This window comes from Stenotrophomonas sp. FBCC-B152, from assembly GCF_059134105.1.
Window position 1 is genome coordinate 3732095 of sequence record NZ_CP101442.1, and the last position, 25287, is coordinate 3757381.

Sequence of the window (25287 nt, forward strand, 5' to 3'; positions counted from 1 at the left end):
GAGGGCGCGCATGAACACCCCCCACAGCAGGTTCGGTGTGCGCGATTCCGTACTGGGGTGGCTGCGGCGATTGGGCTGGAATCCCCTTGATGAGCGCGCAGTGGCAGCGTTACGCGGCGAACACCACAGCGCATTGCTGGAGAAGCGGCTGCTGCCATGGTTGCGCCGTTATCGGTACGAGTGGGAAGGCGAGCGCGTGGCGCTTTCGCCCACTTCCTTCGAGCGGATCATTGCCGAGGCCGAAATGTGCTGCCACAGCCTGGATTGGGTGGCCTCCAGCAGCGCTGTGCACCGGCTGCTGGTCAGCGGCGTCCATACGGAACTGGAGTTGTCCAATGGTCGCCGCCTCTCGGTTCCGGTTCCGTTGATCGATTGGGACCATGTGCAGCGCAACCATTGGGATGTGGCCGATGCCCCGGCCATGACGGGTGCGCACGACCGCAACGTCCGCGAGCTGGTCGGTTACGTCAACGGGATTCCCTTGGTGGTGCTGGCCTGCGTGGAGCGCGATGCATACAGCCGATGGGGAACCGTGGACGATGGCATCCGGCACCTGTTGCGCGGCCTGGGCAGCATGCCCGTCAACCCACCGGTGCAGCACGCGCAGCTGCTGCTCAGCCTGGATCGCCGGGGCGGCCGCCATGCCGCTGTGGGCACGCCTGCACATGCGTGGGTGAAATGGCGCGAGCATGGCTGGAGCCGGGCCGCGCAGACCCGGCTGCGCGATACGGCACTGCCTTTCTCCGATGTCCCGCTGGACCCGCCGTGGTCCACGCATGCCGAACTGCTGCATGGCGTGCTGTCGCCGCCGCGGTTCCTGCAGCTGATACGGCATTTCCTGCGAGAGAGCCGAGGCGGCCGGCGCTGTCTGATCCGGTCAAACCAGTTCTTTGCGGTGCAGTGTGCGCTGCAGGCACTGGGCACCCGCGATGCCAGCGGCCGCCGTAACGGCGGACAGCTGTGCCTGGCAACCGGCAGTGGGCTGCAGCGGACGCGGCAGTGGCTGCTGCAGGCCCTGCGCGCCGATGCGGCGTTCAGGCCGATTCGCGTGCTGCAGCCGCTGATCCGGCTGACACCGCCTCCCGAGGACCGGCGCCAACGGCCGGGGCCGCTGCCTGCAGACCAGCTCACCGAGTTCCTGGCCGGCAGGCTCCCCTCGCCGCATGAGGTTCCGCTGCGCATCCTGCGCGGTTGGGCGCGCAGGGCCAGGCTGCCCACCGCCGATGACGAGGTGGCCGACATCGACGACGATATCGTCCTGCTGGTGGATGCCGATTTCTGGGACAGCGATCCCGTCCTGCTGCGGCGCCTGCGCCGCTGCCTGCCGCAGGCAACCTGGCTGACGCTCGTGGCCGCACCGGTTGCCGCACCGTTGCCCGATCTGGATCCTGGCCGAAGGCTGTACGAATACCCGCCCGAGCATGCGGTCGCCGATGGCGTGGTGGTGCAGGCATGGCGCGACGTCGGCCCCCGCCCCGACGGGGATTCCCCCTCCCGGCGCGTGGCCCAGGTTGCAACCGCGATCAGCCAGCATTTCCATGAGCTGGTGCGGCTGGCCGAACGCGGGCTTCGCGCCGCGCTGCTGGTGAGAACGGTCCACCAGGCGCTGGACTACCAGCGCGCGCTCTCGGTGGATGGGCGCTTGAAGACCCACGTGGCGGGTTTCGACAACCGGGGCCTGCCAACGGACCGCGGCTCGGAGCGCATCCCGCCGGAGGTGGAGCTGGTGATCGTGCATGGCGAACTGCCGGCAAGCCAGGATGCGCGATGGGCCGTGCTGTATGTGGATCGCGCGCTTACTGCACCGGAGCGGCTGCGCACGGTAGGCATGATCAACGCGCCGCATCCGGACAAACGCACGGCCATGCTGGTGGATTTCCACACCGGCGACAGCCCTGCGGCGGCACCGCCCGAGTGGCTGCCGTTACCGGTGCAGGACAACCATCCGGCGTTGGGCATACAGCGCCAACGCCTGCACAGCCTGCTGCCGGCCGATGCCGCCGACGACTTCTACGCCTGTCGTGACTACCTTGTGCCCGACTGGGACATCGGCCCGCAGGGTGATGACATCGACCTGCACCGGCACCGGCGCGACCTGCTGCACGGCCGGGTCACTGCCTTCGGGCAGCGGCTGCAGCTGGCCATCTCGGCCGAGACCGCACTGACCGGCAAGCCATCGCTGCTGGGCGACCAGTACCGCGCCCTGCTGCACCGGTTTTCACTACTGCGCGATGCGGTAAGCCGGTTGGCACTGGAGAACCATCGCTTCAACGCCGAAGACCGAAGGGTGCGGCACTGGGCGCGCGAGCAGGCCGCGCAGGTGTGCGAGCAGCCGATGGATTACCAGCTGCTGGGTCCGCTAGAGCCGGTCGAACCGTCGGCGGCGCAGAGCGCCAACCAGCTGTATACCCGCCTGCGCCAGCACCTGCAGGACACCGGCCCGGACCCTGATGCCGTGGAGCGTGGGCGGACCGCGTTGCGTCAGGTGCTGGTGGAGTTCCGCACCGCACAGGCGCGGCTTGCGGCGTTGCAGGCACTGGAGAAAGCGGTGGAGAAACCACCCCAGGCCGGTGACACGGGCACGCCGTCCTCCCGAGGCGAGCAGGTTCTGGCCAGTCTGTTCGACACCACGCTGGACAAGGAAATGTACGAGCAGCTCGGCCGCCGGATCGACGCGTTGGTCGCCAAAGGGCAACTCCAACCGCCGCACCAGTTCGATATGTACGTGCGGGACCGGCTGGAGCAGATGCTGCGGGGCCACCTGCGGGAGCCGCAGCTGGCGGCCGTGGTGCATGCCGTGGTGCTATGCGGGCCCCACTGGCCGCGTTACGGCATCACCGGCGGCACGTAGGTCAGGGTCATGCCCAGCAGCCACAACAGGCCCAGCACCAGCGGGATATGCACCAGCAGCTGGATGAAGGTGAAGCCGACAATGTCGCGCGCCTTCAGCCCGAGTACGCCCAACAGCGGCAGCATCCAGAACGGGTTGATCAGGTTGGGCAGCGCCTCGGCGGCGTTGTACACCTGAACGGCCCAGCCCAGGTGGGCGTGCAGTTCGTTGGCGGCCTGCATCACGTAGGGCGCTTCGATGATCCACTTGCCGCCACCGGAGGGCACGAAGAAGCCCAGCACCGCCGAGTAGATGCCCATCACCAGCGCGAAGGTATCGGTGGTGGCGATGTGCACGAACACGGTGGAGAGCCGATGGGCCAGCGTTTCCCCGCCACTGCCCACGGCATGGGTGAGGATCATGGCGATGCCGCCATACAGCGGGAACTGGATCAGCACGCCGGTGGTGCTGGGCACGGCCTTGGCCACCGCGTTGAGGAAGCTGCGCGGCCGCCAGTGCAGCAGCAGCCCCAGCGAAATGAACAGGAAGTTGTAGGTGTTGAGGTTGGCAATCGCGGTCACCACCGGCTTACTGGCGAACTCGCTGAACAACCACCCGAAGGCCAGCAGCGACAGCAGCACGGTCAGCAACGGGCTGTACTCCAGCCATTCGCCGGCGCGCGTGCGCGGCTGCAGCGGCTCCGGTTCGGCCTGCGCGGCCCCGGCGAAATCGCTGGCGGTGCGTGCGGTGGCCGGACCGGGGGCGGTCAGCCAGGCAATCAGCAGCGAGACCAGGATCAGCGCGGCGGTGAGCGCGATGGACTGCCACAGGAAGATGGTTTCGGTGAAGGGCAGCACGCCGGTGATTTCCACCAGGCCGGGCGGCATGCTGGCCGGATTGGCCTGCAGCTGGGCGGCCGAGGAGCTCAGGCCCATCGCCCACACCGCGCCCAGGCCCAGGTAGGCCGAGGCCCCGGCGGCGCGGTAATCCATCTGCAGTTCCTGGCGGCGGGCCAGCGCGCGTACCAGCAGCCCGCCGAACACCAGCGAAAAGCCCCAGCTGAGCAGCGAGGCCAGCATGCTGATCAGGCCCACGTACACCACCGCGCCACGGCCGGTGCGCGGCACCCGGGCCAGCAGTTCGATGAAGCGCGCCACCACGGGGGCCGTGGCGACCGCATAGCCGCCGATGACCACGAAGGCCATCTGCATGGTGAAGGGAATCAGGCTCCAGAAGCCGTCGCCGAAGGCTTTGGCAGTAGCCTGCGGCGTGGCACCGAAGCTCATGGCGGCTACGGCCACGATCACCACGCCCAGCACCGCGAAGACGTAGGCGTCGGGGAACCACTTCTCGGCCCAGGCCGCTGAGCGCAGCGCCGCGCGTGCCATCCAGCCGTCCCGTGGTGCCGCCGCTGCGTTGCTCGCCATGCCCTACCCTCCCATTTTTATTGGGCAGCCAACGCTGCTGCAATACCGGCGAACAACGCCGCACCCACCCAGTTGTTGTGCAGGAACGCCTTGAAGCACGGGTCGCGCTCGCGCTTGCGGGCGATCCAGAATTCGTAGGTGATCAGCCCGGCGGCCAGCAACACGCCCAGCCAGTAATAGAGCCCCAGCCCGCCACGCACTCCGACCAGCGCCATGGTGCCCAGGAACAGCGCATACAGAATGCCCTGGATGACCAGGTCCAGGTCGCCGAACAGGATGGCGGTGGAGTGCGAGCCCATCTTCAGGTCATCGTCGCGATCGACCATGGCGTACCAGGTGTCGTACGCGGTGGACCACAGGATGTTGGCACCGTAAAGCAGCCAGCCGATCACCGGCACTTCGCCCTGGATGGCGGCGAACGCCATCGGGATGCCCCAGCCGAACGCCATGCCCAGGTACACCTGCGGCAGGTGGGTGTAGCGCTTGAGGTAGGGGTAGCTGGCGGCCAGGAAGATGCCGATGAAGCTCATGCCGATGGTCAGCGCGTTCAGGGTCAGCACCAGCACGAACGCCACCAGCATCAGCCCGGCGAACAACACCAGCGCCTCGCGGCCGGATACCCGGCCACTGGCCAACGGGCGGTCCTTGGTGCGTTTCACGTGCGGGTCCAGCCAGCGGTCGGCGTAGTCGTTGATCACGCAGCCGGCCGAACGCGTCAGCCACACCCCGGCGGTGAACACGAACAGGATCCACAGCGGCGGCAGCCCGCCGGCGGCCAGCCAGAGCGCCCACCAGGTGGGCCACAGCAGCAGCAGGGTGCCGATCGGGCGATCGGCGCGCATCAGTTTCCAGTACTGGCCCCAGCGCGACGGCGGGGCACCGGCGGAGGCGTCAAAACGTTCGTAAGCCATGCGTAAAGGATACCGCCAAGGCCCGCGTCCGGCGCGATTCACCCAAGGGGGCAGACCTGCGCCGCGTTTACGGATAGAATGCCCGTCCCGCACCGCCTCATGGCGCTGCGATGCCCACCCCGGCCCGCTGGTGGTGCGGCGGCTCTTCAAGATGCGCCCGTAGCTCAGCCGGATAGAGTAGTGGCTTCCGAAGCCATTGGTCGGGGGTTCGAATCCCTCCGGGCGCACCATCTTCCTTGCATTCCCGTTCTGCCGGTTTTTGCCGAGCAGCCACGCAGGGCGTGGCTCTACCCGGGCATTCTGGATTTGCGTGCAGCCACGCAGGGCGTGGCTCTACCGGGGCATTCTGGCCGATGGACGTAGAGCCACGCCCTGCGTGGCTGCAGTGTCCGAAGACTGATCAATACGTCCCGTCAAACGCAAAGATCGGCTTGCGCTGCTGCCACAGGCCGGCGGTGAAGTCCGGGAACTCCAGGGTCTGGAAGCTGTTGGCGATGGATTGCTCCGACAGCGGGGTGATCGCGCTCCAGGTGATGGCGTCGTAGATGTCGATCGGCATCGGCGCCTTGGCCTTGAGGGCTTCGACGAAGGCGTGGATCACGAACCAGTCCATGCCGCCGTGGCCGGCGCTGGCGGCGGTGTCGGCGTGCTGCTTCCACAGCGGGTGTTCGTACTGGTCCTGGTAGCCCTGGAACGGTTCCCACTTGTGCGGCGGGCTGCGGCCTTCGATATGAATGGACTGGTTCACATCCATCCACAGGCCCTTGGTGCCCTGCACGCGGAAGCCCATCGAGTACGGTCGCGGCAGCGAGGTGTCGTGCTGCAGCAGGATGGTTTCGCCGTTCTCGCACGCCAGGGTGGTGGTGACGATGTCACCCAGCTTGAAGTTCACCTTGGTGCTGGGGTGGGTGGTGCCGCCGCTCTTGGCCACGGTGTATTCGTGCAGGCCGCGCGCCTTGCTGGCGAACGCATTGATGTGGGTGAAACGGTTGCCGCGGTTGATGCCGGTGTACATGGCGCACGGGCCGATGCCGTGGCTGGGGTACAGCTCGCCGTTGCGGTCCACCGAATGCTGGGTGCGCCAGCGCGCTTCGGACCATGCATGCGGGCCGAATTCCACGCCGCTGTCGTACGGCTGCGACGGATCGCCGGAGTTGAACTTCACCCCGCGCAGGTCGTGCTGGTAACCGGCCTGCAGGTGCACCAGTTCGCCGAACAGGCCGTTGCGCACCATCTGCAGGGTGGCCATCACGTCGCGGCGGTAGCAGACGTTTTCCAGCAGCATGTACGGGGTGCCGGTGGAGAGCTGGGTCTTGAGCACGTCCCAGTGGTCCTGCAGGGTGATGCCAGCCACCACTTCGCAACCCACGGCAACCTTGGCCTGCATGGCGGCAATCGCCATCGGGGCGTGGTATTCCCACGGCGTGGCGATGATCACGCCGTCCAGGCCGCGCTGTTCAAGCAGGCGCTTCCACGCGTTGCGGTCACCGTCCTGGCCGTAGGCGGTGGGCGCCTTCCTGCCGGCCTTGGCCACCATGTCCATGCCGCGCTTGAGCATGATCGGTTCGATGTCGCACAGTGCGACCACGTCAACGTCGTCGCGGCGGACCAGCTCCTTGAGCAGCACCTGGCCACGCATGCCGGTGCCGATCAGGCCCAGGCGCAGCGTGCGCCCGCGTGCCCAGGCCGGGGTTTCCGGCAGCAGGCTGGTGGCGGCCAGGGCCGCACCGGCGGCAATGAATTCCCTACGCTTCATGGAACGTTACTCCCTTTGGAAACGCGCCGGCCGGAACCGGCGCGCTGGAACAATCAGAACTTGTAGCCGACCTGCAGACTGTAGCTGCGGCCGAAGATGCTGGCATAGTCACTGGAGTCACCCAGGAAACTGTTCGGGTCGTAGAACGGCAGGCGGTTGAACAGGTTCTTGACCGTGAAGCCCAGGCTCCAGTGGTCATCCGGGCGCCAGCCCACGCTCAGGTTGGTGGTCCACCACGACGGCACGCCATCGCACTGGGAAGGGTTCACTGGCAGCGAGCCGGCGGTGCAGGTGTCCGGGTTGTTGTCTTCGGCATCCACGCGGTCCCACGCCCACTTGGTACCGCCCACGTAGTTCACGAAGAAGCTGGTGGTGACCTGCTTGTAGGACCAGTCGGCGTTGAACGTGGCACGCATGCGCGGGTTGCCGTAGTAGCCGATGGTGTTGCCGTAGTACCAGCGATCCGTGTCGTCGATATAGGCTTCCTTGCGGCGCGCGATGGTGGCGGCCACGCCGATGTTCAGCGCGCCCCACTCACCGAGCATGAAGCGGCCGCGCGCATCGATGTCGAAGCCGTCCACCAGGGTGCGGCCCTGGTTCTTGTACTGGCCTACCACGGCGGCCACGTTGCCCACGCTGTAGCCGGGCAGCGCACCCGGGCAGCTCACGCCGCTGGCCGGGTCGGCGCACATCTGCGCCAGCGCGGCCTCGTTGGCCCGATCGTTGTCGCTGATCGGGTTGCGGGTCATCGACAGGATGTCCTGTTCCTTGCTGTAGTCCGGCGCGGCGATCTCGTTGCGGCGGTAGATGAACCAATAGTCGGCCGAGATCGACATCCAGCTGGCCGGTTCGTACACGAAGCCCAGCGTGGAGATCTTTGCCTTTTCCGGCTTCAGGTCCTGGTTGGGCTGGGTCATGCGCGCCACGGTGCGGCTGCAGTCGCTGTTGAGCAGCGTGTTGCCCAGGTCCACGTCGCCCGGGCGGTTGGACTGGCGCAGCAGGTTGGCGATGGCATTGGTCTCATCGCAGCGGATGTCGTCTTCAAAGCCACCGAGCTGGGCGAACACGCCACCGGTGCCCGCTTCGGCCAGGCTGGGCGCGCGGAAGCCTTCGGAATAGGTACCGCGCAGCAGCAGCTGCGGCAGCACCTGGTACTTCAGGCCGATCTTCGGGGCCAGGTTGGCGCTGAAGTTGGGGTACTTGTCCACGCGCAGCGCGGCATCCAGTTCCAGCTTGTCGGTCAGCGGGGCCACGGCTTCGGCGAACAGCGCGTAGGTGTTGCGCTTGCCATCGAACCACGAGCCGCCCTGCTGGGTGATCAGGCCGTTGGCGGCATCTTCGTTGCCCGGGGTGTAGAAGGTTTCGCGGGTGGCGTTGAAGCCGAACGCGGCGCGCACGTCGCCGGCCGGCATGCTGAACAACGGGCCTTCGATCTTGCCATCCAACGTATGCAGGCGGGTCCACGACTGGATGTCGAAGGTGGGGTACGCCTCGCGGATCAGCTTGGCATTGGCTTCGTTGATGACGCCGAACTGGTAGGCCGGGTTGTCGGAGATGATCACCCGCCCGGTGCCCGGGTCGATGGTGTAGGGGCCGAACGCGCGTTCGAAGCCTTCCAGGTTTACGTTGACGGTCTGGTAGGTGACCGAGTGCGTGCCCGCGGTGGCGAAGGCGGTTTCCCAGTTCCAGTCCTCGCCCAGGCTGCCACGCAGGCCAGCCAGCACGCGGTAGCTCTGGTCGGTGTTGCGCTGGCCGAAGTGGCCGTCGCCCACGTCCTGCATCAGGTAGTTCAGGCCCACCACGCCGCCCATCATCGCCTTCAGTTCGGGGCTGGCCAGGTTGTAGACGTTGTTCGGCCCCAGGTAAGGCGTGAGGAACTGGTTGACCGTGTTGCCGGTGTTGCGCGAGTACCAGCTCGAGGGATTGCCGGTCGTGGTGTTGTACGCGGAGGGGGTGCCACCGTTGGCGGTCAGGTCGATGTCGGTGTAAGTGACTTCGGCGAAGGCCTCGGTGCTGTCGCCGATCAGGAAGTGCGAGCTGATGTAGGCGGTAGCGCGCTCGGTCTTGGCGCCGGCGTCGATCTCGCGGTTCATCCAGGTTTCCCAGATGCAGCGCGTGCCGGCGGCCTCGACCAGCACGTTGTTGCAGCCCGGCGCGGCTTCACGCACCAGCGCATTGGTGGTGGGATCGAACGCGAAGAAACTGCCCGGGTTGAATTCGCCCGGCTTGCTGCCGGTGCCCAGGCGCAGGCCGGGGATGTAGTTGGGGTTGTTGACGTAGTACTGGGGCGGCCGCTTGTCGTAGAAGTCGCTCAGCGGGATCGCATTGCGGCGGTACAGGTTCACCGAGGCGTAGACGTTGTAGCGGTCTTCGTCGAGGTCGCCGAAGCCGGCGGTGATGCTGCCCTGCTGCTCGCCGTAGGAATCGATGCGCGAAGACTTGTCGGCGGTGATGTTGATCTCCGCACCCTGGTAGGAGCGCTTGGTGATCACGTTGATCACGCCGGCCACCGCGTCGGTGCCGTACACGGCCGAGGCGCCGTCGGTCAGCACTTCCATGCGTTCGATGGCGGCGGCCGGAATGGCATCGATGTTGACGAACTGGGTCTGGAAGCCGGCCGGCGCACCGTAGTACGACAGGCGGCGGCCGTTGAGCAGCACCAGCGTGCCCTGCGCGCCGAGGCCGCGCAGGTTGGCCTGCGAAGCGCCATCGGAACCGGTGAACAGGGAGCGTGAATCCTGCTGGCCCGGGCGCGCGGCCGGCAGGTTGTCGAGCACCTGCAGCAGCGTGCGCGCACCCATGTTCTCGATGTCCTGCTTGCTGATCACCTGCACCGGCGAGGAGGTTTCCACATCGCTGCGGCGGATGTTGGAGCCGGTGACCTGCACACGCGCCAGTTCGGTGGCGTTGGCTTTTGCCTTGGCCTCAACGGCGGTGTCGTCGTCCTGGGCAAACGCCGGACCGCTCACGGCCAGGGCAAGCCCCAGCGCGACGGACAAGGGTGTAGCGGGGATGCGGCGATGGCGATGGCGTTCGTTCAACATCTTTGGCTCCTTGTGCTTCCGCAGCGTGGGGCTGCCTGGGTGGGTTTTTTCGGGCAACAGTCACCCGCACCACGGCCGGCGGGCCGTAGTCGGGAAACGGTGGGGAATTCTTTTTTCGATACGTCTGTGGGTTACGGCGACACGATGGTGGCGGTATCGCCCTCCTGTCCGATCAGTGCGGCGTTGGCCCAGTTGCCACACACCTGTGCGGGCTGCGTGCCTTGTGCGCCCAGCGTGCGCAGGCTCAGGCGCTGCAGGCCGCGGATATCCAGTTCGGGCTTGACCACGCCCGGTGCCTTCACCAGGCCGCTGTCGTAGAGCAGGCGGTCATCGCCCCACACCTGGAACTGCATGCCGCCGGCGCTGCGGCAGGCATCGTCGATGCCCAGGTCAGCTCGCAGCAGGCGCCACTGGCCGTGCAGCTGCAGGTCGATGCGGCTGGCCGGGCCGACGCCCAGCCCGCGGCGGAACAGCAGGCCGTTCATGCGCATGGGTTGGCCGCCCTGGAAGGCAACGTCTGCGCGCACCTGCGCGTTGGCGGTTGCCGGCAGGGCCAGTTCAGACAGGTAGCGCTGCTGTGCGGGACGTTCGGCCACCTGGTGCTCCAGGATCTGGAACGTGGACAGGGTGATCGGGCCCACGTCGCGCGGCTGCAATGCATCCACCGCGCGGGCCACGTTGCCCTGCGCGGCGGTGACCATGGGGTCGCTGCCGGCCGCGCCATCACCGTCGGGGTTCTGCACGCTGAGCACGCGGAAGCGCAGCAGGCGGCCGGCATGGGCGGGGAAATCGATCTGCTGCAGGTCCTGCTTCAGCGCCAGGCGACCGCGCTTGATCGGCTCGCCCCATTCGCCATTGGTGTCGGCCAGGTAGATTTCGTAGTCGCGAACCTGCCCGCTCTTCCAGTGCTGGTCGTTGCGCGGGGCCAGCGCGATGCCGTCGATCAGGCGGCGCTCGCCGAAGCCGATCACCCATTCGTGGGCGCCGGTACGCACGGCCTGGTTGCGCACGGTGCGGAACCAGGTGGCCGGGTCGTCGTCGAAGGCCTTCTCCAGCTCGTAACCGCGCTCTTCGGCCGGGCGGTTGACCACCAGCAGGCTGTCGGCCGGCAGTGCGCGGCCCAGCACCGGGGCGGCCGGGAACACATCATCTGCGGCGGCCGGTGCCTGCGCGATATCGAGCTGGAAGACGAGCGGCTGGCGGATGTCGGTGGGTACGCTACGCACATGCACGGTGCCACGGCGTTCGCCCGCGTCGAAGTACCAGCCTTCCGGCGCGGCCTGCCACGCGGCGGCATCTGCCAGCATCGGCAACGCGCGGCCATCAAGACTTACTGCTGCCGGCTTCTGCCGGCTGAGTACGCGCAGCGCATAGCGGCGCTGTGCCAGCTGCCCCTGGTACTGACCGCGCACGCCATCGATGTTCACCTGCACCGGGCCACTGCCCTGCGCCGGGGCCTGCAGGGTGACCTGCTGCTGGCTGGATTCGCCCTTCTCGTAGCGGCGCGTGCTGCCGTCGTCTTCGTACAGCGTGTACTGCGAGCTGCCCTGCGGGTACAGGTCGAAGGTGACCTCATCGAGCGGCTTCTGGCCGTCGTACAGCATCTCCGGGTACATCGGCACGATGGCACCGGCGCGCACGAACAGCGGAATGGTGGCCAGGTCGACCGGGCGGTCCAGCTGGCGGCCTTCGGCACCGGCCTGCAGCGCGCGGCCATCCCAGTAATCGATCCAGCGGCCCTGCGGCAGGTGGATATCGCGGCGCCAGCCCCGGCTGGCGGCCTGGCTGCGGTACACCGGCGCCACGAGAAGGTCACGGCCGAGCAGGAACTGGTACTTGTAGGTTTCGTTCCAGGCGTTGGGGTCCTGCGGGTAATCCCACATCAGCGCGCGCAGGATCGGCGCGCCGGTGGTGGCCGCGTCGTGTGCCAGCCCGTACATGTACGGGGTCATGCGCATTTTCAGCTTGAGGTAGTCGCGGTTGACACTGCGGTAGGGCTCGTCGAACCACCACGGGTGCTTGCGCGCACTGCCCGACCAGCCGGACATGCCCATCAGCACCGGGGTGAAGCTCTTCCACTGCAGGTCGCGGGTGAAGGTTTCGGCACTGCCGCCGAAGATCGCATCCACGTCGCCGCTGGCGTAGGCCATGCCCGAAAGCCCTGAGCCGACCAGGGTGGGAATGTGCCAGCGGATGTAATCCCAGCTGCTGCTCTGGTCACCGGTCCAGGCCACTGCGTAGCGCTGGATGCCGGCCCAGCCCATCACCGTCCACAGGAACGGGCGCGAATCGGAGTTGTGCAGGATGCCGTTGAACGCAGACTGGTTTGCGTCCATCGCGAACTGGTAGCCCTTGCCGGTCCACGCCACGTCCAGCTTCTGCACGCGGGTGCCGGCGGTGCCGACTTCCCAGGCGATCTTGTCCACGCCGTTTTCGGTCCACAACCCGGTCTTGAAGCCGTAGCCGGCCAGACCCTTCACCGTTTCCGGCAGGCCCTTGTAGCCACAGCCGTAGCCATCGTTGGGCAGGATCCAGCCGCCGGGCATGTCGTGCGCGCGGTACTGCTTTGCGACGCTGTCGACCACGTCCGGGGTGGTGCCGGTGGGGCCATCGCTCCAGCCTTCGGGCACGCTGCCGGGTTTCTTGATGTTGTCGCGATCGTTGTAGCAGTCGGCATCGCCGTACGAGAACGCCCAGCGCGGCAGCAATGCGGCGCGCCCGGTCAGTGCGGTGTAGCGGTCCAGCAGCGCGGGCAGGCCGGCGCCGACGAAGTAGTACGCATCGAAGCGGTCTTCGCGGTGCAGCAGGGTGGCCTGGTCGGCCTGGCGCAGGTCGTAGCTGCCATCGCTCCAAGTGTTGCGCAGCATGCCCCAGCCGCGCGAGCTGAGCAGCATCGGCGCCGGGTTGGGGCGGTCGCCCTCTTCCCAGCCACCGGAATACGACACCTCCAGCTCACGCCCCTTGAAGACGAAGCGCCCGTTCTGCTGGCCACCGCCGACGAACTGTTCGTCGGCCTGGCTGCTCAGTACCTGCACGCTCTGGGCGGTATCCAGGTCCAGCGGCTGCAGTTCGCGCCACAGCGGCACTACATTGCCGGCATCACGCCGGTCCAACGCCAGGCGCAGCGGCTGGCGCTGGATGTGCAGCACCAGCGCGTCGGTGCGGATGCGCACTTCGTTGCCGTCTTCTTCCAGCTGGAACGGCACGGCGGCAGACGCCTGCGGCAGCACGATGGGGGCGGCCTTGTCGCCGGCCGGCAGCAGCTTGCCGGTGCGGCTGGCCTGCACGCGCAGCAGGTCGGGGCGCAGCAGGTCCACGCGCACGGTCATGCCGTTATCGGTGGTCAGCGTCCAGGCCGTGGCCGACGCGGTCGGCTCGGCACGTAATGCGCTCAGGTTGCCCAACGGCGCGGCCAGTGCCGGCGTTATGGCCAACAGCGACAGAAGAGAGATGGCCAGTACGGTGCGTCGACAACGGGTAACCACTTCGCCCCCAAAGCCCGCGTTCGGCGGGTGTCCGAAACCAGTGCGGCCGACTATGGGGCAGGCTATCGAAAGATGTCAAGAAATTGAAAAGAAAAAAGATTAGGAATTCTACCAAAACGAAAGATGATGCAAAGCACCACTTTCCTTCTGGCTGCTGAATGGGCGGAATTTCCCTTTGCAGGACGCGCAGATAGGCGGCACCCATTGCGCAAGAACCGACAGCGAAAGTGAAAACTGTGATCCGGATATCTTATTTTAATCTTTCGATATTTGACATTTCGAAAGAAAACGCTGATCGTGCGGTCGCCCAACAGGAATAGCGAATGGACGTCACTCTGCTCCCCGATATGCCCGCCTGGCAGCGCCTGGGTGGCGCGCACACCGCAGAAGAGATCGCGCAGCAACCGGCCCTCTGGTCGGCGTTGGCCGACGTGCTGGAGGTGGCCCGCGAGCGCATCGATGCGTTCCTGGGGGACGCGCTGCGCCAGCCAGGCCAGCGGGTCATCTTCACCGGCGCCGGCAGTTCGGGCTTCATCGCCGAGATGGTTGCCGACCAGATCAATGCGCAGTGGCCGGCGGACGTCCGCGCCATCCACACCACCACCCTGCTCACCCACCCGGCGCTGTACCTGCAGCGCGACCGCCCGACCCTGCTGGTGTCGTTCGGGCGCAGCGGCTCCAGCCCGGAAAGCGTGGCGGCGGTGGACCTGGTGCGGGCGCAGGTGGACGACGCGCGCTTCCTGGACATCACCTGCAATGCCGATGGCGCCCTGGCCCAGCGCGGCCAAGGGCGCAGCGATACGCTGTCGCTGCTGATGCCGTCGGCCAGCTGCGACCGCGCCTTTGCCATGACCAGCAGCCTGAGCTGCATGCTGCTGGCCGCGTTGAGCGTGTTCGACAGCGCGCCGTGGGCCGAGCAGATCGCGCGCCTGCGCAGCCTGGCCGAACGCGGTACGCAGGCCGTAAGCCACTGGGACGCCCCGGTCGCAGCGCTCGCGCGCACGGATATCTCACGGGTGATCTACCTGGGCAGTGGTCCGCTGGAAGCGACCGCGCGCGAAGCGGCGCTGAAGGTGCTGGAACTCACCGCCGGCCGGGTGCTGGCGCTGGCCAACACGCCGCTCGGTTTCCGCCACGGCCCGAAATCCACGCTCAACGGCACTACGCTGGTGGTGGTGCTGCGCAGCGCGCAGCCGCTGGCGCGGCGCTATGAACAGGACCTGCTGGAAGAGCTGCGCCGCGACGGCATCGCCGCGCGCGTGATCTCGGTCGGCCCGGCTGGCAGCGACAGTGCCGACGGCGACTTCCTGCTGGATGTGCCTGCCCTGCCCGATCCGTGGCTGGCCCCGCTGTGGCTGGTGATGGCGCAGTGCTTCGCGCTGCAGCGCTCGGCCGCGCTTGGCCTGACCCCGGACAACCCGTTCCCGGATGGCACGGTCAACCGCGTGGTGCAGGGCGTGACGATCCATGACCATGGCTGAGCACGGCATGCAGGCCTGGTATGGCATCGACATCGGCGGCACCAAGATCGAGCTGGTGGCCTGCGACGCAGCGCTGACCGTGCATTACCGCCAGCGCGTGGCAACGCCGACGAATGACTACGCGGCCTTTGTGGCCGCCGTCGGCCAACTGGTCGAGGATGCGGATACCGCGCTGGGCACGCGTGCCGTTGCCGTAGGCCTGGGCCTGCCCGGCGTGCGCGATCGCGACAGCGGCCGCCAGTTGAGCGCCAACGTGCCCGCGCTGAGTGGCCACACGGTGGGGCATGACCTGGAAGCACGGCTGCAGCGCCCACTGGCGCTGGGTAACGACCTGCAGTGTTTCGCCCTGTCCGAAGCGCACGACGGCGCCGCCGCCGGCTACCCCAGCATGTTCGGGGTGATCCTGGGCACCGGTGCCGGCGGTGGCTACTGCCTGGACGGAAAGCTGGTGGCCGGCAACAACGGCATTGCCGGTGAGTGGGGCCATTGGAGCCTGCCGGCCACGCTGCAGCTGCGCCATGACCTGCCCTTGCTGGACTGCGGCTGCGGCCTGCGCGGCTGCCTGGAGCGCTATGTCTCCGGCAGCGGCCTGGCGATGATCCACGAACGCCATGGCGGCCTGGCCTGCGACGCAACCGCCGTGGTGGCGCAGGCGCAGGCCGGCGACCCGATCGCGCTGCAGGCGCTGGCCATCCATCGTGACCTGCTCGGCTACAGCTTCGCCAGCCTGATCCTGGCGCTGGACCCGCACGTAATCGTGCTGGGGGGCGGGCTGTCGAAGCTGGAGCAGCTGTACCGCGACCTGCCTGCGGCCATTGCGCCCTACCTGTTCAACGGCGTGCGCGTGCCGCCGATCCTGCCGCCGGCCTTCGGCGATGCCGGCGGTGCACGCGGCGCGGCGCTGCTGGCGCGCCAGCACCATCCCGCGCACTGAGTCATTCCCTTCCGTTCCGCTGCACCTGGAGTGTTGCCATGTCTGCCGTCCAATCGTTGATCGCCGCCCATCGCCAGGGCCAGCCCGTTGGCCTGTACAGCGTGTGCTGCAGCAACGAGCAGGTGCTGCTGGCCGCCATGCAGGTCGCACGCGACCACGGCACCGTGCTGCTGATCGAAGCCACCTCCAACCAGGTCGACCAGTTCGGCGGCTACACCGGCATGACCCCGCGGCAGTACCGCGATTACGTGCTGCAGCTGGCGCGCAGCCAGGCATTCCCGGTGGAGCGGTTGATCCTGGGCGGCGACCATCTCGGCCCGAATGCCTGGCAGAAAGGACCGGCCGAGGTCGCGATGGCCAATGCGCGCACGCTGATTGCCGCCTACGTGGCCGCCGGTTTCCACAAGATCCACCTGGACTGCAGCATGTCCTGCGCCGATGACCCGACGCCGTTGCCCGATGCAATCGTGGCCGCGCGCTCGGCCGAACTGGCGCGCATCGCCGAACGCACCGCTGCCGAGAACGGCCTGCCGCCACCGGTGTATGTGATCGGTACCGAAGTGCCCGTGCCGGGCGGCGAGGCCTCGCTGGAAGGGGGGCTGGCCGTGACCACGCCCACCGCCGCCGCGATCACGCTGGCGATTCACCGCGAGGCGTTTTCCGCACCGGACCTGTTGCCCGCCTGGGAGCGCGTGATCGCCATGGTGGTGCAGCCCGGCGTGGATTTCGACCACAGCAGCGTGCACCACTACGACCCGGCGGCCGCCCGGGAACTGTCCGCGTTCGTGGAAACCCAGCCGCGCATCGTGTTCGAGGCGCACTCCACCGATTACCAGACCGAAGCCGGCCTGCATGCGCTGGTGCGCGACCACTTCGCCATCCTCAAGGTGGGACCGGCGGCGACGTATGCGTTCCGCGAAGCGGTGTTCGCGCTGGCAATGATCGAACGCGAGCTGCTGCCGGCCGCTGAAGCGTCAGGGATCATCGAGGTACTGGACCGCTGCATGCTCGACAAGCCGGCCAGCTGGGCCAGCTACTACCAGGGCGACGCGCACGAACAGCGCCTGCTGCGCGCCTATTCCCTGAGCGACCGCAGCCGCTACTACTGGGGCGAGGGGGCCGTGCAGGCCGCGCTGGCCACCCTGGTCGACAACTTCACCCACCAGGCACCGCCGCTGATGCTGCTCAGCCAGTACCTGCCCGAACAGCTGCGCGCGGTGCAGGCCGGTGAGCTGGCGGCCGAACCGCTGGCGCTGATCCGGCACAAGGTGGGGCTGCGCCTGGCCGAGTACGCCCGGGCTTGCGCTCGCAATGCGTTTGGCACCGATAACGAAGCTTTTTCTGCCACGGAGCTTTCGGAACGGTAAGCTTCGGCTTTCCTTCCGAATGGAATCGCCCCATGCGCAATACACGGCAGCGCCGCCAACAGATCCTGCAGTTGCTGGTCGAACACGGCAACGTGCAGGTCAGCGAACTGGTGGAGCGCTTCGGCGTCTCGGCAGTGACCATCCGCGCCGACCTGACCCACATCGAAGCGCAGGGCCTGGCCACGCGCACCCACGGCGGCGCCACCCTGGTGCGCAAGCCGCCGCTGGAGCAGGACATCCATGAAAAGGACACCCTGAACCTGCCGCTGAAGGACAGCATCGGCGCGCATGCCGCGCGGCTGGTGCGGGCCGGCGACAACATCATCATCGATTCGGGTTCCACCACCATGACGCTGGCGCGCCACCTGCGCGAACACCGCGACGTGACGGTGATGACCAACGGGCTGAACATCGCCTGGGAGCTGGCCAATGCACCAGGCGTGGAACTGCTGCTCACCGGGGGCCTGCTGCGCAAGCAGTCGCTGTCGCTGCAGGGCAGCCAGGCCGAAGCCAGCCTCAACACCTACAGCTTCGACACCCTGTTCCTGGGCGTGGACGGGCTGGACCTGCAGTTCGGACTCACCACGCACCATGAAGCCGAAGCCCGCCTCAACCACCGCATGGTGGAGCGCGCACGCCGCGTGGTGGTGCTCACCGACGCCTCCAAGTTCGGCCACGTCAGCCTGCACCGCATCGCCCGCCTGGACCAGGTCCACACCATCATCACCGACGCCAGCATCGATGCGGAGTACCTGGAAGGGCTGCAGAAGCTGGGCATTGAAGTGATCATTGCCGAGTCGCCGCCTTGAACCCGGTTTCCACCCTGCATGGCCGCGTGCTGACCCCGTTCGGATGGGTGCGCGGCGACATCGCCTTCGACCAGCGCATCGTGTCGATCAACAGCGCCCACGCCGACCCGCGTGGCGATGAAGAGGTGCCGCTGATCCTGCCCGGCTTCATCGACCTGCATGTGCATGGCGGTGCCGGGGTCGACATCATGCAGGGCGGGGATACCGCACGCACGGTGGCGCGCGCGCACGCGCGGCATGGCACCACTGCACTGCTGGGCACCACCATGACCGCCGAGGCGGATGACATCGTGCGTGCGCTGCAGGGCCTGTCCACCGCGATCGCGCAGCGTGACACCGGCATGGCGCGCGTGCTGGGCGTGCACCTGGAAGGCCCGTTCATCAGCGCCGAGCGCCTGGGTGCGCAGCCGCCGCTGGTGGTGGAAGCCACGCTGGACGATGTGCGCCACCTGCACGCCATCGCACCGATCAAGGTGCTGACCCTGGCGCCGGAGATCGGCCAGCACCTGGCGTTGATCCCCGCGTTGAACGCGCTCGGCATCCGCGTGCAGCTGGGCCACAGCGCCGGCAGTTACGAGCAGGGCGTGGCCGCGCTGGATGCAGGCGCCGCCGGCTTCACCCACCTGTTCAACGGCATGACCGGCGTGGACCACTACCACCCCGGCATCGCCACCGCGGCGCTGGCGCATGCCGAGTACGCCGAACTCATTCCCGACCTGCAGCACGTGCACCCTGGCGCGATCCGCACCGCACTGCGCGCCATTCCGCGCCTGTACTGCGTGACCGACGCCACCGCCGCCACCGGCATGCCCGATGGCGAATACGCGCTGGGCGTGCAGCGCGTGCACAAGTGCCTGGGCTGCGTGCGCCTGGAAAGCGGCTCGCTGGCCGGCAGCGCGCTGACCATGGACCAGGCGCTGCGCAACCTGGTTGCGCTGGGTCTGGCGCTGGATGACGCATCCAACCGCGTTTCACGCTACCCCGCCGACTATCTGGGCCTGGATGACCGCGGCCGCCTGCAACCGGGCGCGTGGGCGGATCTGGTGGTGATGGACCATGACCTGCGCGTGCAGCAGGTGATCGTGGAAGGCGAACGCATCACGCTTGACTGAGTGATTCCGCGCCGCGTGCGGCGCGTTCCAACGTAGACAGGACCGCACCATGAACGACGCTTCCGCCGTTATGCCCGTGCCCGCTTCCGCCAACGCGCCGCGTTGGCCGGTGCGCTATCTCTTGTTCATTGGCGGCATGGGCGGCCTGCTCTACGGCATCGACATCGGCATCATCGCGGGTGCGCTGCCCTACCTGGAAGCCACGGCCACCGCCAGCTGGCATCTCACCACGCAGCAACTGGGGTTCGTGGTGGCGGCGGTGCTGCTGGGCAGTGTGCTGTCCTCGTTGTTCGCTGGCGCGGTGGCCGACCTGATCGGCCGGCGCGGCACGATGCTGCTGGCCGGGGTGCTGTTCACCGCGAGCATTCCGGTAATGGCGTTGTCCGAAGGCTATGGACCGTTGTTGATGGGGCGCCTGCTGCAGGGCATCAGCGGTGGCCTGATCGGCGTGGTGGTGCCGCTGTACCTGGCCGAGGTGCTGAGTCCCGAACGGCGCGGACGTGGCGCGGCGATGTTCCAACTGCTGCTTACCATCGGGCTGGTACTGGCGGCGGTGATCGGGCTGTACCACGCCCACAGCGTGGATACCGCCGCGGCCGCCGTGCGCCACCTGCCCGGCGAAGAGCAGCAGCGTCTGTTGTTCGCGGTGAAGGACCATGCCTGGCGCACCATCTTCTGGAGCTGCCTGTTGCCCGGGCTGGTGTTCACCGGCGGCGCGCTGCTGATCAGCGAATCGCCTCGTTGGCTGGTGCGGCGCGGCCGCATCGAGAAAGCGCGCATTGCCCTGCAGCGCACGGTCGCGCCGGCGGAGGTGGAAGCCACGCTGGCGCGCATGCAGGCACCCGATGCACCGGCCAGCGACGGCACGCCCGCCAAGCGTGATCCGCTGCTGAGCCGCCGCTACGTGTGGCCGTTCGTACTGGCCTGCCTGGTGCTGGCCTTTACCCAGGCGACCGGCATCAACTCGGTACTGGCCTATGCGGTGAACATCCTCAACCAGGCCGGCCTGCCGGGCGCGGTGGCCAACTGGGCCGATGTCTCCATCAAGCTGCTCAACGCGCTGATGACGGTCGTCGCGCTGGTGCTGGTGGACCGCAAGGGCCGCAAGTTCCTGCTCATGCTGGGCACCGGCGGCATCACCATCGCCCTGCTCGGCGCTGCGCTGCTGTTCGTGCGCAGCGAACACGGGCGGCTGGATGTGCAGGCCGCGCTGCAGCAGCAGGTGTACGAGCAATCCCTGTCGCTGCCGATGGATGCCGCGCAGTGGCGACGGCTGGATGGCAACGCCGACGGGCAACCGCTGCAGCTCACCGTGTCCTACGCCTACGGCGGCTTCAGCAACGTGCGTTCGCTGCGCAGCGACAACCCCATCGACGCCACGTTGCAGATCCGCCGCGAAGACGCGGTATCGGCCGACAGCGTGATCGGCGCGTTCTTCCGCCGCATCCACCTCAACCCGTTTCCGGATCCGGCTGCCGCCGTACAGGCGCCGCTGGTGATCGAACGCGCGGTCATCGGCCCGGTGCCCTCGCCTGCCCACGGCTGGCTGGTGGCCAGCTGCATCCTGTTGTTCGTGGCGTTCTTCGCGGTCGGGCCGGGCGTCTGCGTGTGGCTGGCGCTGTCGGAGCTGATGCCCACCCGCATCCGCTCCAACGGCATGAGCATCGCGCTGCTGCTCAACCAGTTCGTGTCGACCGTGATCGCCGCGATCTTCCTGCCCACCGTGGGCCACCACGGCTACGCCAGCATGTTCTTCTTCTGGGCCGGCTGCACGCTGCTGTACTTCCTGGTGGCCGCGTTCCTGCTGCCGGAAACCAAGGGCAAGACGCTGGAGGAGATCGAAGCGCGGTTCCGCTAGCAGCGCTACGGTCGCCCGGTGATCCGGGTAACCAGCTCGGCGGCTTCGCCCGGCTCAAGCCCGGAGGTCATCATGCTCTCGCCGAAGGGGCCGCTGAGGTTTGCCCGGGAGATCGGTTCGCCATTGACGGTGATGACCATCGCCCGTCCCACCAGGCGCTCGGTGGCGCTATGGATGCGAGGCGCGGCGGCCTCGGTGAACGCGTAATACACGTTGGCCTTTCCGTCCTCGTTGACCACCTGGCGCACGCTGGCGATCGCGCCGGTCGTGAACACGGGCGGATTGGCCAGCTTGACGGTCTCCCCGTGGGCGAAACGCACCTCGACGCCCGGCTCGCCGTCTTCGGCAACCGGACGCATTTCGATGCGTACATCGGTGAGCGGCGGGTTGCCCTGCGCTGCAGGGTTCAACGCCGCGTCGTTATCCTTGTTGCATGCCGTGACCAGCAGCAGGCTGGCTGCCGCCAGGCTCCATCGCCATCCGTTGCGCATTGCCGTGCTCCCGTTGTTTCAAGCATTGTGGCCCGAACCGGGGCGGTCAGCGCAACTTCCTGAGCCGGAACGCCACCGCGACCTGCAGCACGCCGTAGATCAGGCTGCCGATGCCGATCCACAGCGTGGTCACCGCCACCCCGCCGAGCGGGTTGCCGAACATCATGACGCCCAGCACGATGGCCAGCAGGCCACTGACGATCAGCAGCCATTCGCCTTCAATCTGCCTGCGTACGCGGATGGCGAACACGATGCGGTATACACCGGCCAGGATCAGCCAGATCGCCAGCAGCAGCACCAGCACCTTGGCGGTCACCAGCGGGTTGATCACCGCCAGCGCGCCAAAGCCGATCGAGGCCAGCGCGTAGACCAGCGCCCAGCCACGCGGCGCGCCGCTGTTGCCGCTGAATACCGCGAACAGGCTGACCAGGCCTTCCACCAGCGCCATCACGCCGATGGCCCAGGCCAGCCCGGCGGCGGCGGACAGCGGCCGGGCGATGGCGATCAGGCCAAAGCCGATGGCGATCAGGCCATACAGCAGCACCACCCACCAACTGCGGCCCACCAGCGACAACAATGACGTAGTGCGCAGTTCCGGAGCCTGGCTCATGGCGGTGTTCCTGGGAGGAGGGTCAACTGCGATGCTAGGCCCGCTCCGTGTGCAGGCCGTGGCAAGGTGTCACGGCGCCCGGGCGCAGACCCACAGCATGGCCTCCTGCAGGCCGGACCGGCGCAGCGCCCTCACGGCGGCGTCCAGGGTCGCCCCGGTCGTCATCACATCATCCACGAGGATCAGCCGGGCCGGCGGGGTGGCCCGCACGGCGAAGGCGCCTTTGAGGTTCTGGCGACGTGCGTCGGCGTCCAGCGTGGACTGGGCCAGGGTCGCCCGGCTGCGGCACAGCCCGGTCCACAGCGGCAACCGCAGCTCCCGACCCAGCGGGCGGGCCAGTTCCCGGGCCTGGTCGTAGCCCCGCTCACGCAGCCGGCGGCCATGCAGCGGCATCGGCAGCAGCGGGTGCTGCGCGAAGTCCGGCACGGCGTGCAGCATCAACTGCGAGAGCAGCCGCCCGGCGGCCAGGTCCTGGTGGAACTTGAAGCGCAGCACCAGCCGGTCGATCGGCGGCGCATACAGGAAGGTCGCCGCCGCCCCGGCCTGGCGCGGCGGCCCAGTCAGGCAGGCACCGCACACCTTGGCCGGTTCGTCCGGCGGCAGCGGCAGCGCGCACAACGGGCAGGCATGGTCGTTCCACGGAAGCTCGGCGTAGCAGGCGGCACACAGATCCAGCCCGTCATTTCCCGGATGGGCGCAGACCAGGCAGCGCAGCGGCAGGCAGTGATGCCCCAACCAGCCCAGTGCATCGTAAACTTTGCGAAAGTCCATATGGTTGACAGCCTCCTTCAACCTCACCAGACTGCCGCCCCTTCGATCTCCAATCTGTCAGGACACTCCCATGGCTTCTGTCATCCGCCACGACTGGCACCCCGAGGAGCTGCTGGCGCTGTTCGAGCTGCCCTTCCCGGAGCTGCTGTACCGGGCGGCGGGCGTGCACCGGGAGCACTTCGATCCCACCGAGGTGCAGGTCTCGACCCTGCTCTCGGTCAAGACCGGCGGCTGCCCGGAGGACTGCGCGTACTGCCCGCAGGCGCAGCGCTACGACACCGGGGTGAGCGCACAGAAGCTGATGGCCACCGACGACGTGGTCGCCAAGGCCCGCCAAGCCAAGGCCGCCGGCGCGTCGCGGTTCTGCATGGGCGCGGCGTGGCGCTCGCCCAAGGACCGCGACATCCCCAAGGTAGCGGCAATGATCCGCGAGGTGAAGGCACTGGGGCTGGAAACCTGCGCCACGCTGGGCATGCTCGACGGCGCGCAGGCCGTGGCCCTGCGCGAAGCCGGGCTGGACTACTACAACCACAACCTGGACACCGCGCCGGATTATTACGACTCGATCATCCACACCCGCCAGTACCAGGACCGGCTGGATACGCTGGAACACGTGCGCGAGGCCGGGCTGAAGACCTGCTGCGGCGGCATCGTCGGCATGGGCGAAACCCGCGCGCACCGCGCCGGGCTGCTGCTGGCGCTGGCCAACCTGCCGGCGCACCCCGATTCGGTGCCGATCAACCGGCTGGTGCAGGTGGCCGGCACGCCGCTGCATGGCAGTGCCGAACTGGACCCGTTCGAGTTCGTGCGGATGATCGCCGTGGCCCGCATCGTGATGCCCAGGGCAATGGTGCGGCTGTCGGCCGGGCGCGAGGCAATGAGCGATGAGCTGCAGGCGCTGTGCTTCCTGGCCGGGGCCAACTCGATCTTCTACGGCGAAAAGCTGCTGACCACCGGCAACCCGGACACCGAACGCGACCTGGCCCTGTTCAGCCGGCTGGGCGTGCGCCCGATGGCGGTGCAGGTGGATGCGGCCGGGCATGACCACCCCGGCACCGTGCATGCCGACATCACCTGTGGCGGTGGTTGCGGACAAGCGGCCTGAGCCCTGCCCCGGGCGGTGCAGCGCAGCGCCCGGCAACCGGGTACGCTAGCTGCCCTGCCTGCCCATGACATTGACGACCATGGCCCGTACCGACCTGCACGACCGCATCCAGTCCCAGCGCAAGCTTTGCGACGCGCAGGGCCGTATCCGCGTGCGCCGCACGGTGACCCGGCGCGATGGCGTGCGCCTGGAGGTCAATGGCCAATGGCTTACCGGCTTCTGCAGCAACGATTACCTGGGCCTGTCCCAGCAGTTCGGCGTGGTCAGCGCGTTGCAGGATGCCGCCGCGCGCGAAGGCGCCGGGGCAACCGCCTCGCACCTGATCTGCGGCCACCATGCGCTGCATGAAGCGCTGGAACAGGAAGTGGCCGATTGGTTGGGCTACCCGCGTGCGCTGCTGTTCGGCAGCGGCTTTACCGCCAACCTGGCGGTGCAGCAGGCGCTGCTCAGCGAAGAAGACGATGTGTGCGTGCAGGACCGGCTCAACCACGCCAGCCTGCTCGATGCCACGCGCCTGGCCGGCTGCCGCCTGCGCCGCTACCCGCACATGGATACCGAAGGCGCGCTGCGCCAGCTCAAGCACGCGCCCGATGGCGCGGCGATGCTGGTCACCGATGGTGTCTTCAGCATGGATGGCGACATCGCCCCGCTGCGTTCGCTGTCCCTGGTGGCGCGCATGCAGGAAGCGCTGCTGTACGTGGACGACGCGCATGGCATTGGCGTGATCGGCGAGCACGGCCGCGGCTGCGTGGCCGAAGCCGGGCTGGGCGTGGCCGATGTGCCGCTGCAGCTGGTCACGCTGGGCAAGGCATTGGGTGGCAGCGGCGCGCTGGTGGTGGGCGACGAGGCGATGATCCAGCACCTGGCCGAAACCGCGCGCCCCTACATCTACACCACGGCGGTGCCGCCGGCGCAGGCTGCTGCGGCATTGGCCGCGGTGAAGCTGGCACGCCGCGACGACTGGCGCCGCGAAAAGCTGGCCGAACTGGTCGGCGTGTTCCGTGCCGGCGCGCGCCAGCATGGGCTGGAACTGATGCCGTCGGACACGCCGATCCAGCCGCTGCTGTGCGGGGCCGAATCGACGGTGATGGCGTTGTCGGCCTCGCTGGAAGCGGCCGGGTTCCTGGTCAGCGCGATCCGTCCACCGACCGTACCCGAAGGCAAGGCGCGCCTGCGCGTGACCCTGTCGGCGCTGCACACGGTGCCGGAAGTGCGCGCGCTTACCGATGCCATCGCCCACGCACGCGACCAGGTGCTGCGCCAGCAGACACTGGATGCGCTGAGCGCGTGATGCAC

Annotated in this window: 17 protein-coding genes and 1 tRNA gene; 10 read left to right on the plus strand and 8 right to left on the minus strand. The window is 67.9% G+C overall.

The genetic code is table 11. The features are described from left to right. The first annotated feature begins 10 nt into the window (after positions 1 to 10). Positions 11 to 2851, plus strand: coding sequence for a type I restriction endonuclease (locus NMB40_RS17055; protein WP_494359186.1), 2841 nt, complete (start codon positions 11 to 13; stop codon positions 2849 to 2851). On the opposite strand, the gene NMB40_RS17060 is transcribed toward NMB40_RS17055, so the two are convergent. Both NMB40_RS17060 and ubiA read right to left on the minus strand, forming a co-directional pair. Further along, positions 2827 to 4257, minus strand: coding sequence for a short-chain fatty acid transporter (locus NMB40_RS17060; protein WP_282243079.1), 1431 nt, complete (start codon positions 4255 to 4257; stop codon positions 2827 to 2829). The genes NMB40_RS17055 and NMB40_RS17060 overlap by 25 nt on opposite strands. 17 nt (positions 4258 to 4274) lie before the next feature. Then, a complete protein-coding gene (ubiA, locus tag NMB40_RS17065) occupies positions 4275 to 5168 on the minus strand; it encodes a 4-hydroxybenzoate octaprenyltransferase (protein WP_494359187.1) in 894 nt (297 codons plus the stop codon). A gap of 153 nt (positions 5169 to 5321) precedes the next feature. Here ubiA and NMB40_RS17070 point away from each other — a divergent pair. Then, positions 5322 to 5398 (plus strand) — tRNA-Arg (locus tag NMB40_RS17070). A gap of 170 nt (positions 5399 to 5568) precedes the next feature. Here NMB40_RS17070 and NMB40_RS17075 read toward each other — a convergent pair. The 3 genes from NMB40_RS17075 to NMB40_RS17085 form a co-directional block, all read right to left on the minus strand. Continuing rightward, positions 5569 to 6924: a Gfo/Idh/MocA family protein gene (locus tag NMB40_RS17075; protein ID WP_494359188.1), complete on the minus strand. Its 1356-nt coding sequence runs from the start codon at positions 6922 to 6924 to the stop codon at positions 5569 to 5571. Between the two features lie 53 nt (positions 6925 to 6977). Continuing rightward, the gene (locus NMB40_RS17080; protein ID WP_494359189.1) at positions 6978 to 9968 is read right to left on the minus strand and encodes a TonB-dependent receptor domain-containing protein; all 2991 of its coding nucleotides are present in this window, start codon (positions 9966 to 9968) and stop codon (positions 6978 to 6980) included. Between the two features lie 131 nt (positions 9969 to 10099). Next, positions 10100 to 13453 carry a TIM-barrel domain-containing protein gene (locus tag NMB40_RS17085; RefSeq protein ID WP_494359190.1) on the minus strand — a complete coding sequence of 1118 codons (3354 nt, stop codon included), beginning with the start codon at positions 13451 to 13453 and terminating at the stop codon, positions 10100 to 10102. A 323-nt stretch (positions 13454 to 13776) separates the two neighbouring features. Between NMB40_RS17085 and NMB40_RS17090 the strand changes: the two genes are divergently transcribed. Genes NMB40_RS17090 through NMB40_RS17115 form a run of 6 tightly spaced genes read left to right on the plus strand, consistent with a single transcriptional unit; the run spans position 13777 to position 21014 of the window. Beyond that, the gene (locus NMB40_RS17090) at positions 13777 to 14934 is read left to right on the plus strand and encodes an SIS domain-containing protein (protein ID WP_494359191.1); all 1158 of its coding nucleotides are present in this window, start codon (positions 13777 to 13779) and stop codon (positions 14932 to 14934) included. Then, complete coding sequence (locus tag NMB40_RS17095; protein ID WP_494361094.1) at positions 14927 to 15868, plus strand: ROK family protein; 942 nt, start codon at positions 14927 to 14929, stop codon at positions 15866 to 15868. The genes NMB40_RS17090 and NMB40_RS17095 overlap by 8 nt, the downstream gene beginning before the upstream one ends. A gap of 38 nt (positions 15869 to 15906) precedes the next feature. After that, positions 15907 to 17235, plus strand: a complete 1329-nt coding sequence (locus tag NMB40_RS17100; protein ID WP_494359192.1) for a D-tagatose-bisphosphate aldolase, class II, non-catalytic subunit — start codon at positions 15907 to 15909, stop codon at positions 17233 to 17235. Positions 17236 to 17267: 32 nt separating this feature from the next. Next, positions 17268 to 18044, plus strand: coding sequence for a DeoR family transcriptional regulator (locus NMB40_RS17105; RefSeq protein WP_068854349.1), 777 nt, complete (start codon positions 17268 to 17270; stop codon positions 18042 to 18044). Beyond that, the gene (nagA, locus tag NMB40_RS17110) at positions 18041 to 19156 is read left to right on the plus strand and encodes an N-acetylglucosamine-6-phosphate deacetylase (RefSeq protein ID WP_494359193.1); all 1116 of its coding nucleotides are present in this window, start codon (positions 18041 to 18043) and stop codon (positions 19154 to 19156) included. The genes NMB40_RS17105 and nagA overlap by 4 nt, the downstream gene beginning before the upstream one ends. Positions 19157 to 19205: 49 nt before the next feature. Further along, on the plus strand, positions 19206 to 21014 hold the full coding sequence (locus tag NMB40_RS17115) for an MFS transporter (protein ID WP_494359194.1): 1809 nt from the start codon (positions 19206 to 19208) through the stop codon (positions 21012 to 21014). Positions 21015 to 21019: 5 nt separating this feature from the next. On the opposite strand, the gene NMB40_RS17120 is transcribed toward NMB40_RS17115, so the two are convergent. From NMB40_RS17120 to NMB40_RS17130, 3 genes are all read right to left on the minus strand, one after another. Then, positions 21020 to 21505: a SecDF P1 head subdomain-containing protein gene (locus NMB40_RS17120; RefSeq protein ID WP_494359195.1), complete on the minus strand. Its 486-nt coding sequence runs from the start codon at positions 21503 to 21505 to the stop codon at positions 21020 to 21022. Between the two features lie 46 nt (positions 21506 to 21551). Continuing rightward, a complete protein-coding gene (locus NMB40_RS17125) occupies positions 21552 to 22115 on the minus strand; it encodes an HdeD family acid-resistance protein (RefSeq protein ID WP_494359196.1) in 564 nt (187 codons plus the stop codon). A gap of 69 nt (positions 22116 to 22184) precedes the next feature. Further along, the gene (locus tag NMB40_RS17130) at positions 22185 to 22886 is read right to left on the minus strand and encodes a ComFC family protein (RefSeq protein WP_494359197.1); all 702 of its coding nucleotides are present in this window, start codon (positions 22884 to 22886) and stop codon (positions 22185 to 22187) included. A gap of 70 nt (positions 22887 to 22956) precedes the next feature. Between NMB40_RS17130 and bioB the strand changes: the two genes are divergently transcribed. Together bioB and bioF are read left to right on the plus strand one after the other, a co-directional pair. Then, positions 22957 to 23991, plus strand: a complete 1035-nt coding sequence (gene bioB, locus NMB40_RS17135; RefSeq protein ID WP_494359198.1) for a biotin synthase BioB — start codon at positions 22957 to 22959, stop codon at positions 23989 to 23991. 79 nt (positions 23992 to 24070) lie between these two features. Then, positions 24071 to 25282 carry an 8-amino-7-oxononanoate synthase gene (bioF, locus tag NMB40_RS17140; protein WP_494361095.1) on the plus strand — a complete coding sequence of 404 codons (1212 nt, stop codon included), beginning with the start codon at positions 24071 to 24073 and terminating at the stop codon, positions 25280 to 25282. Positions 25283 to 25287 lie beyond the last annotated feature (5 nt).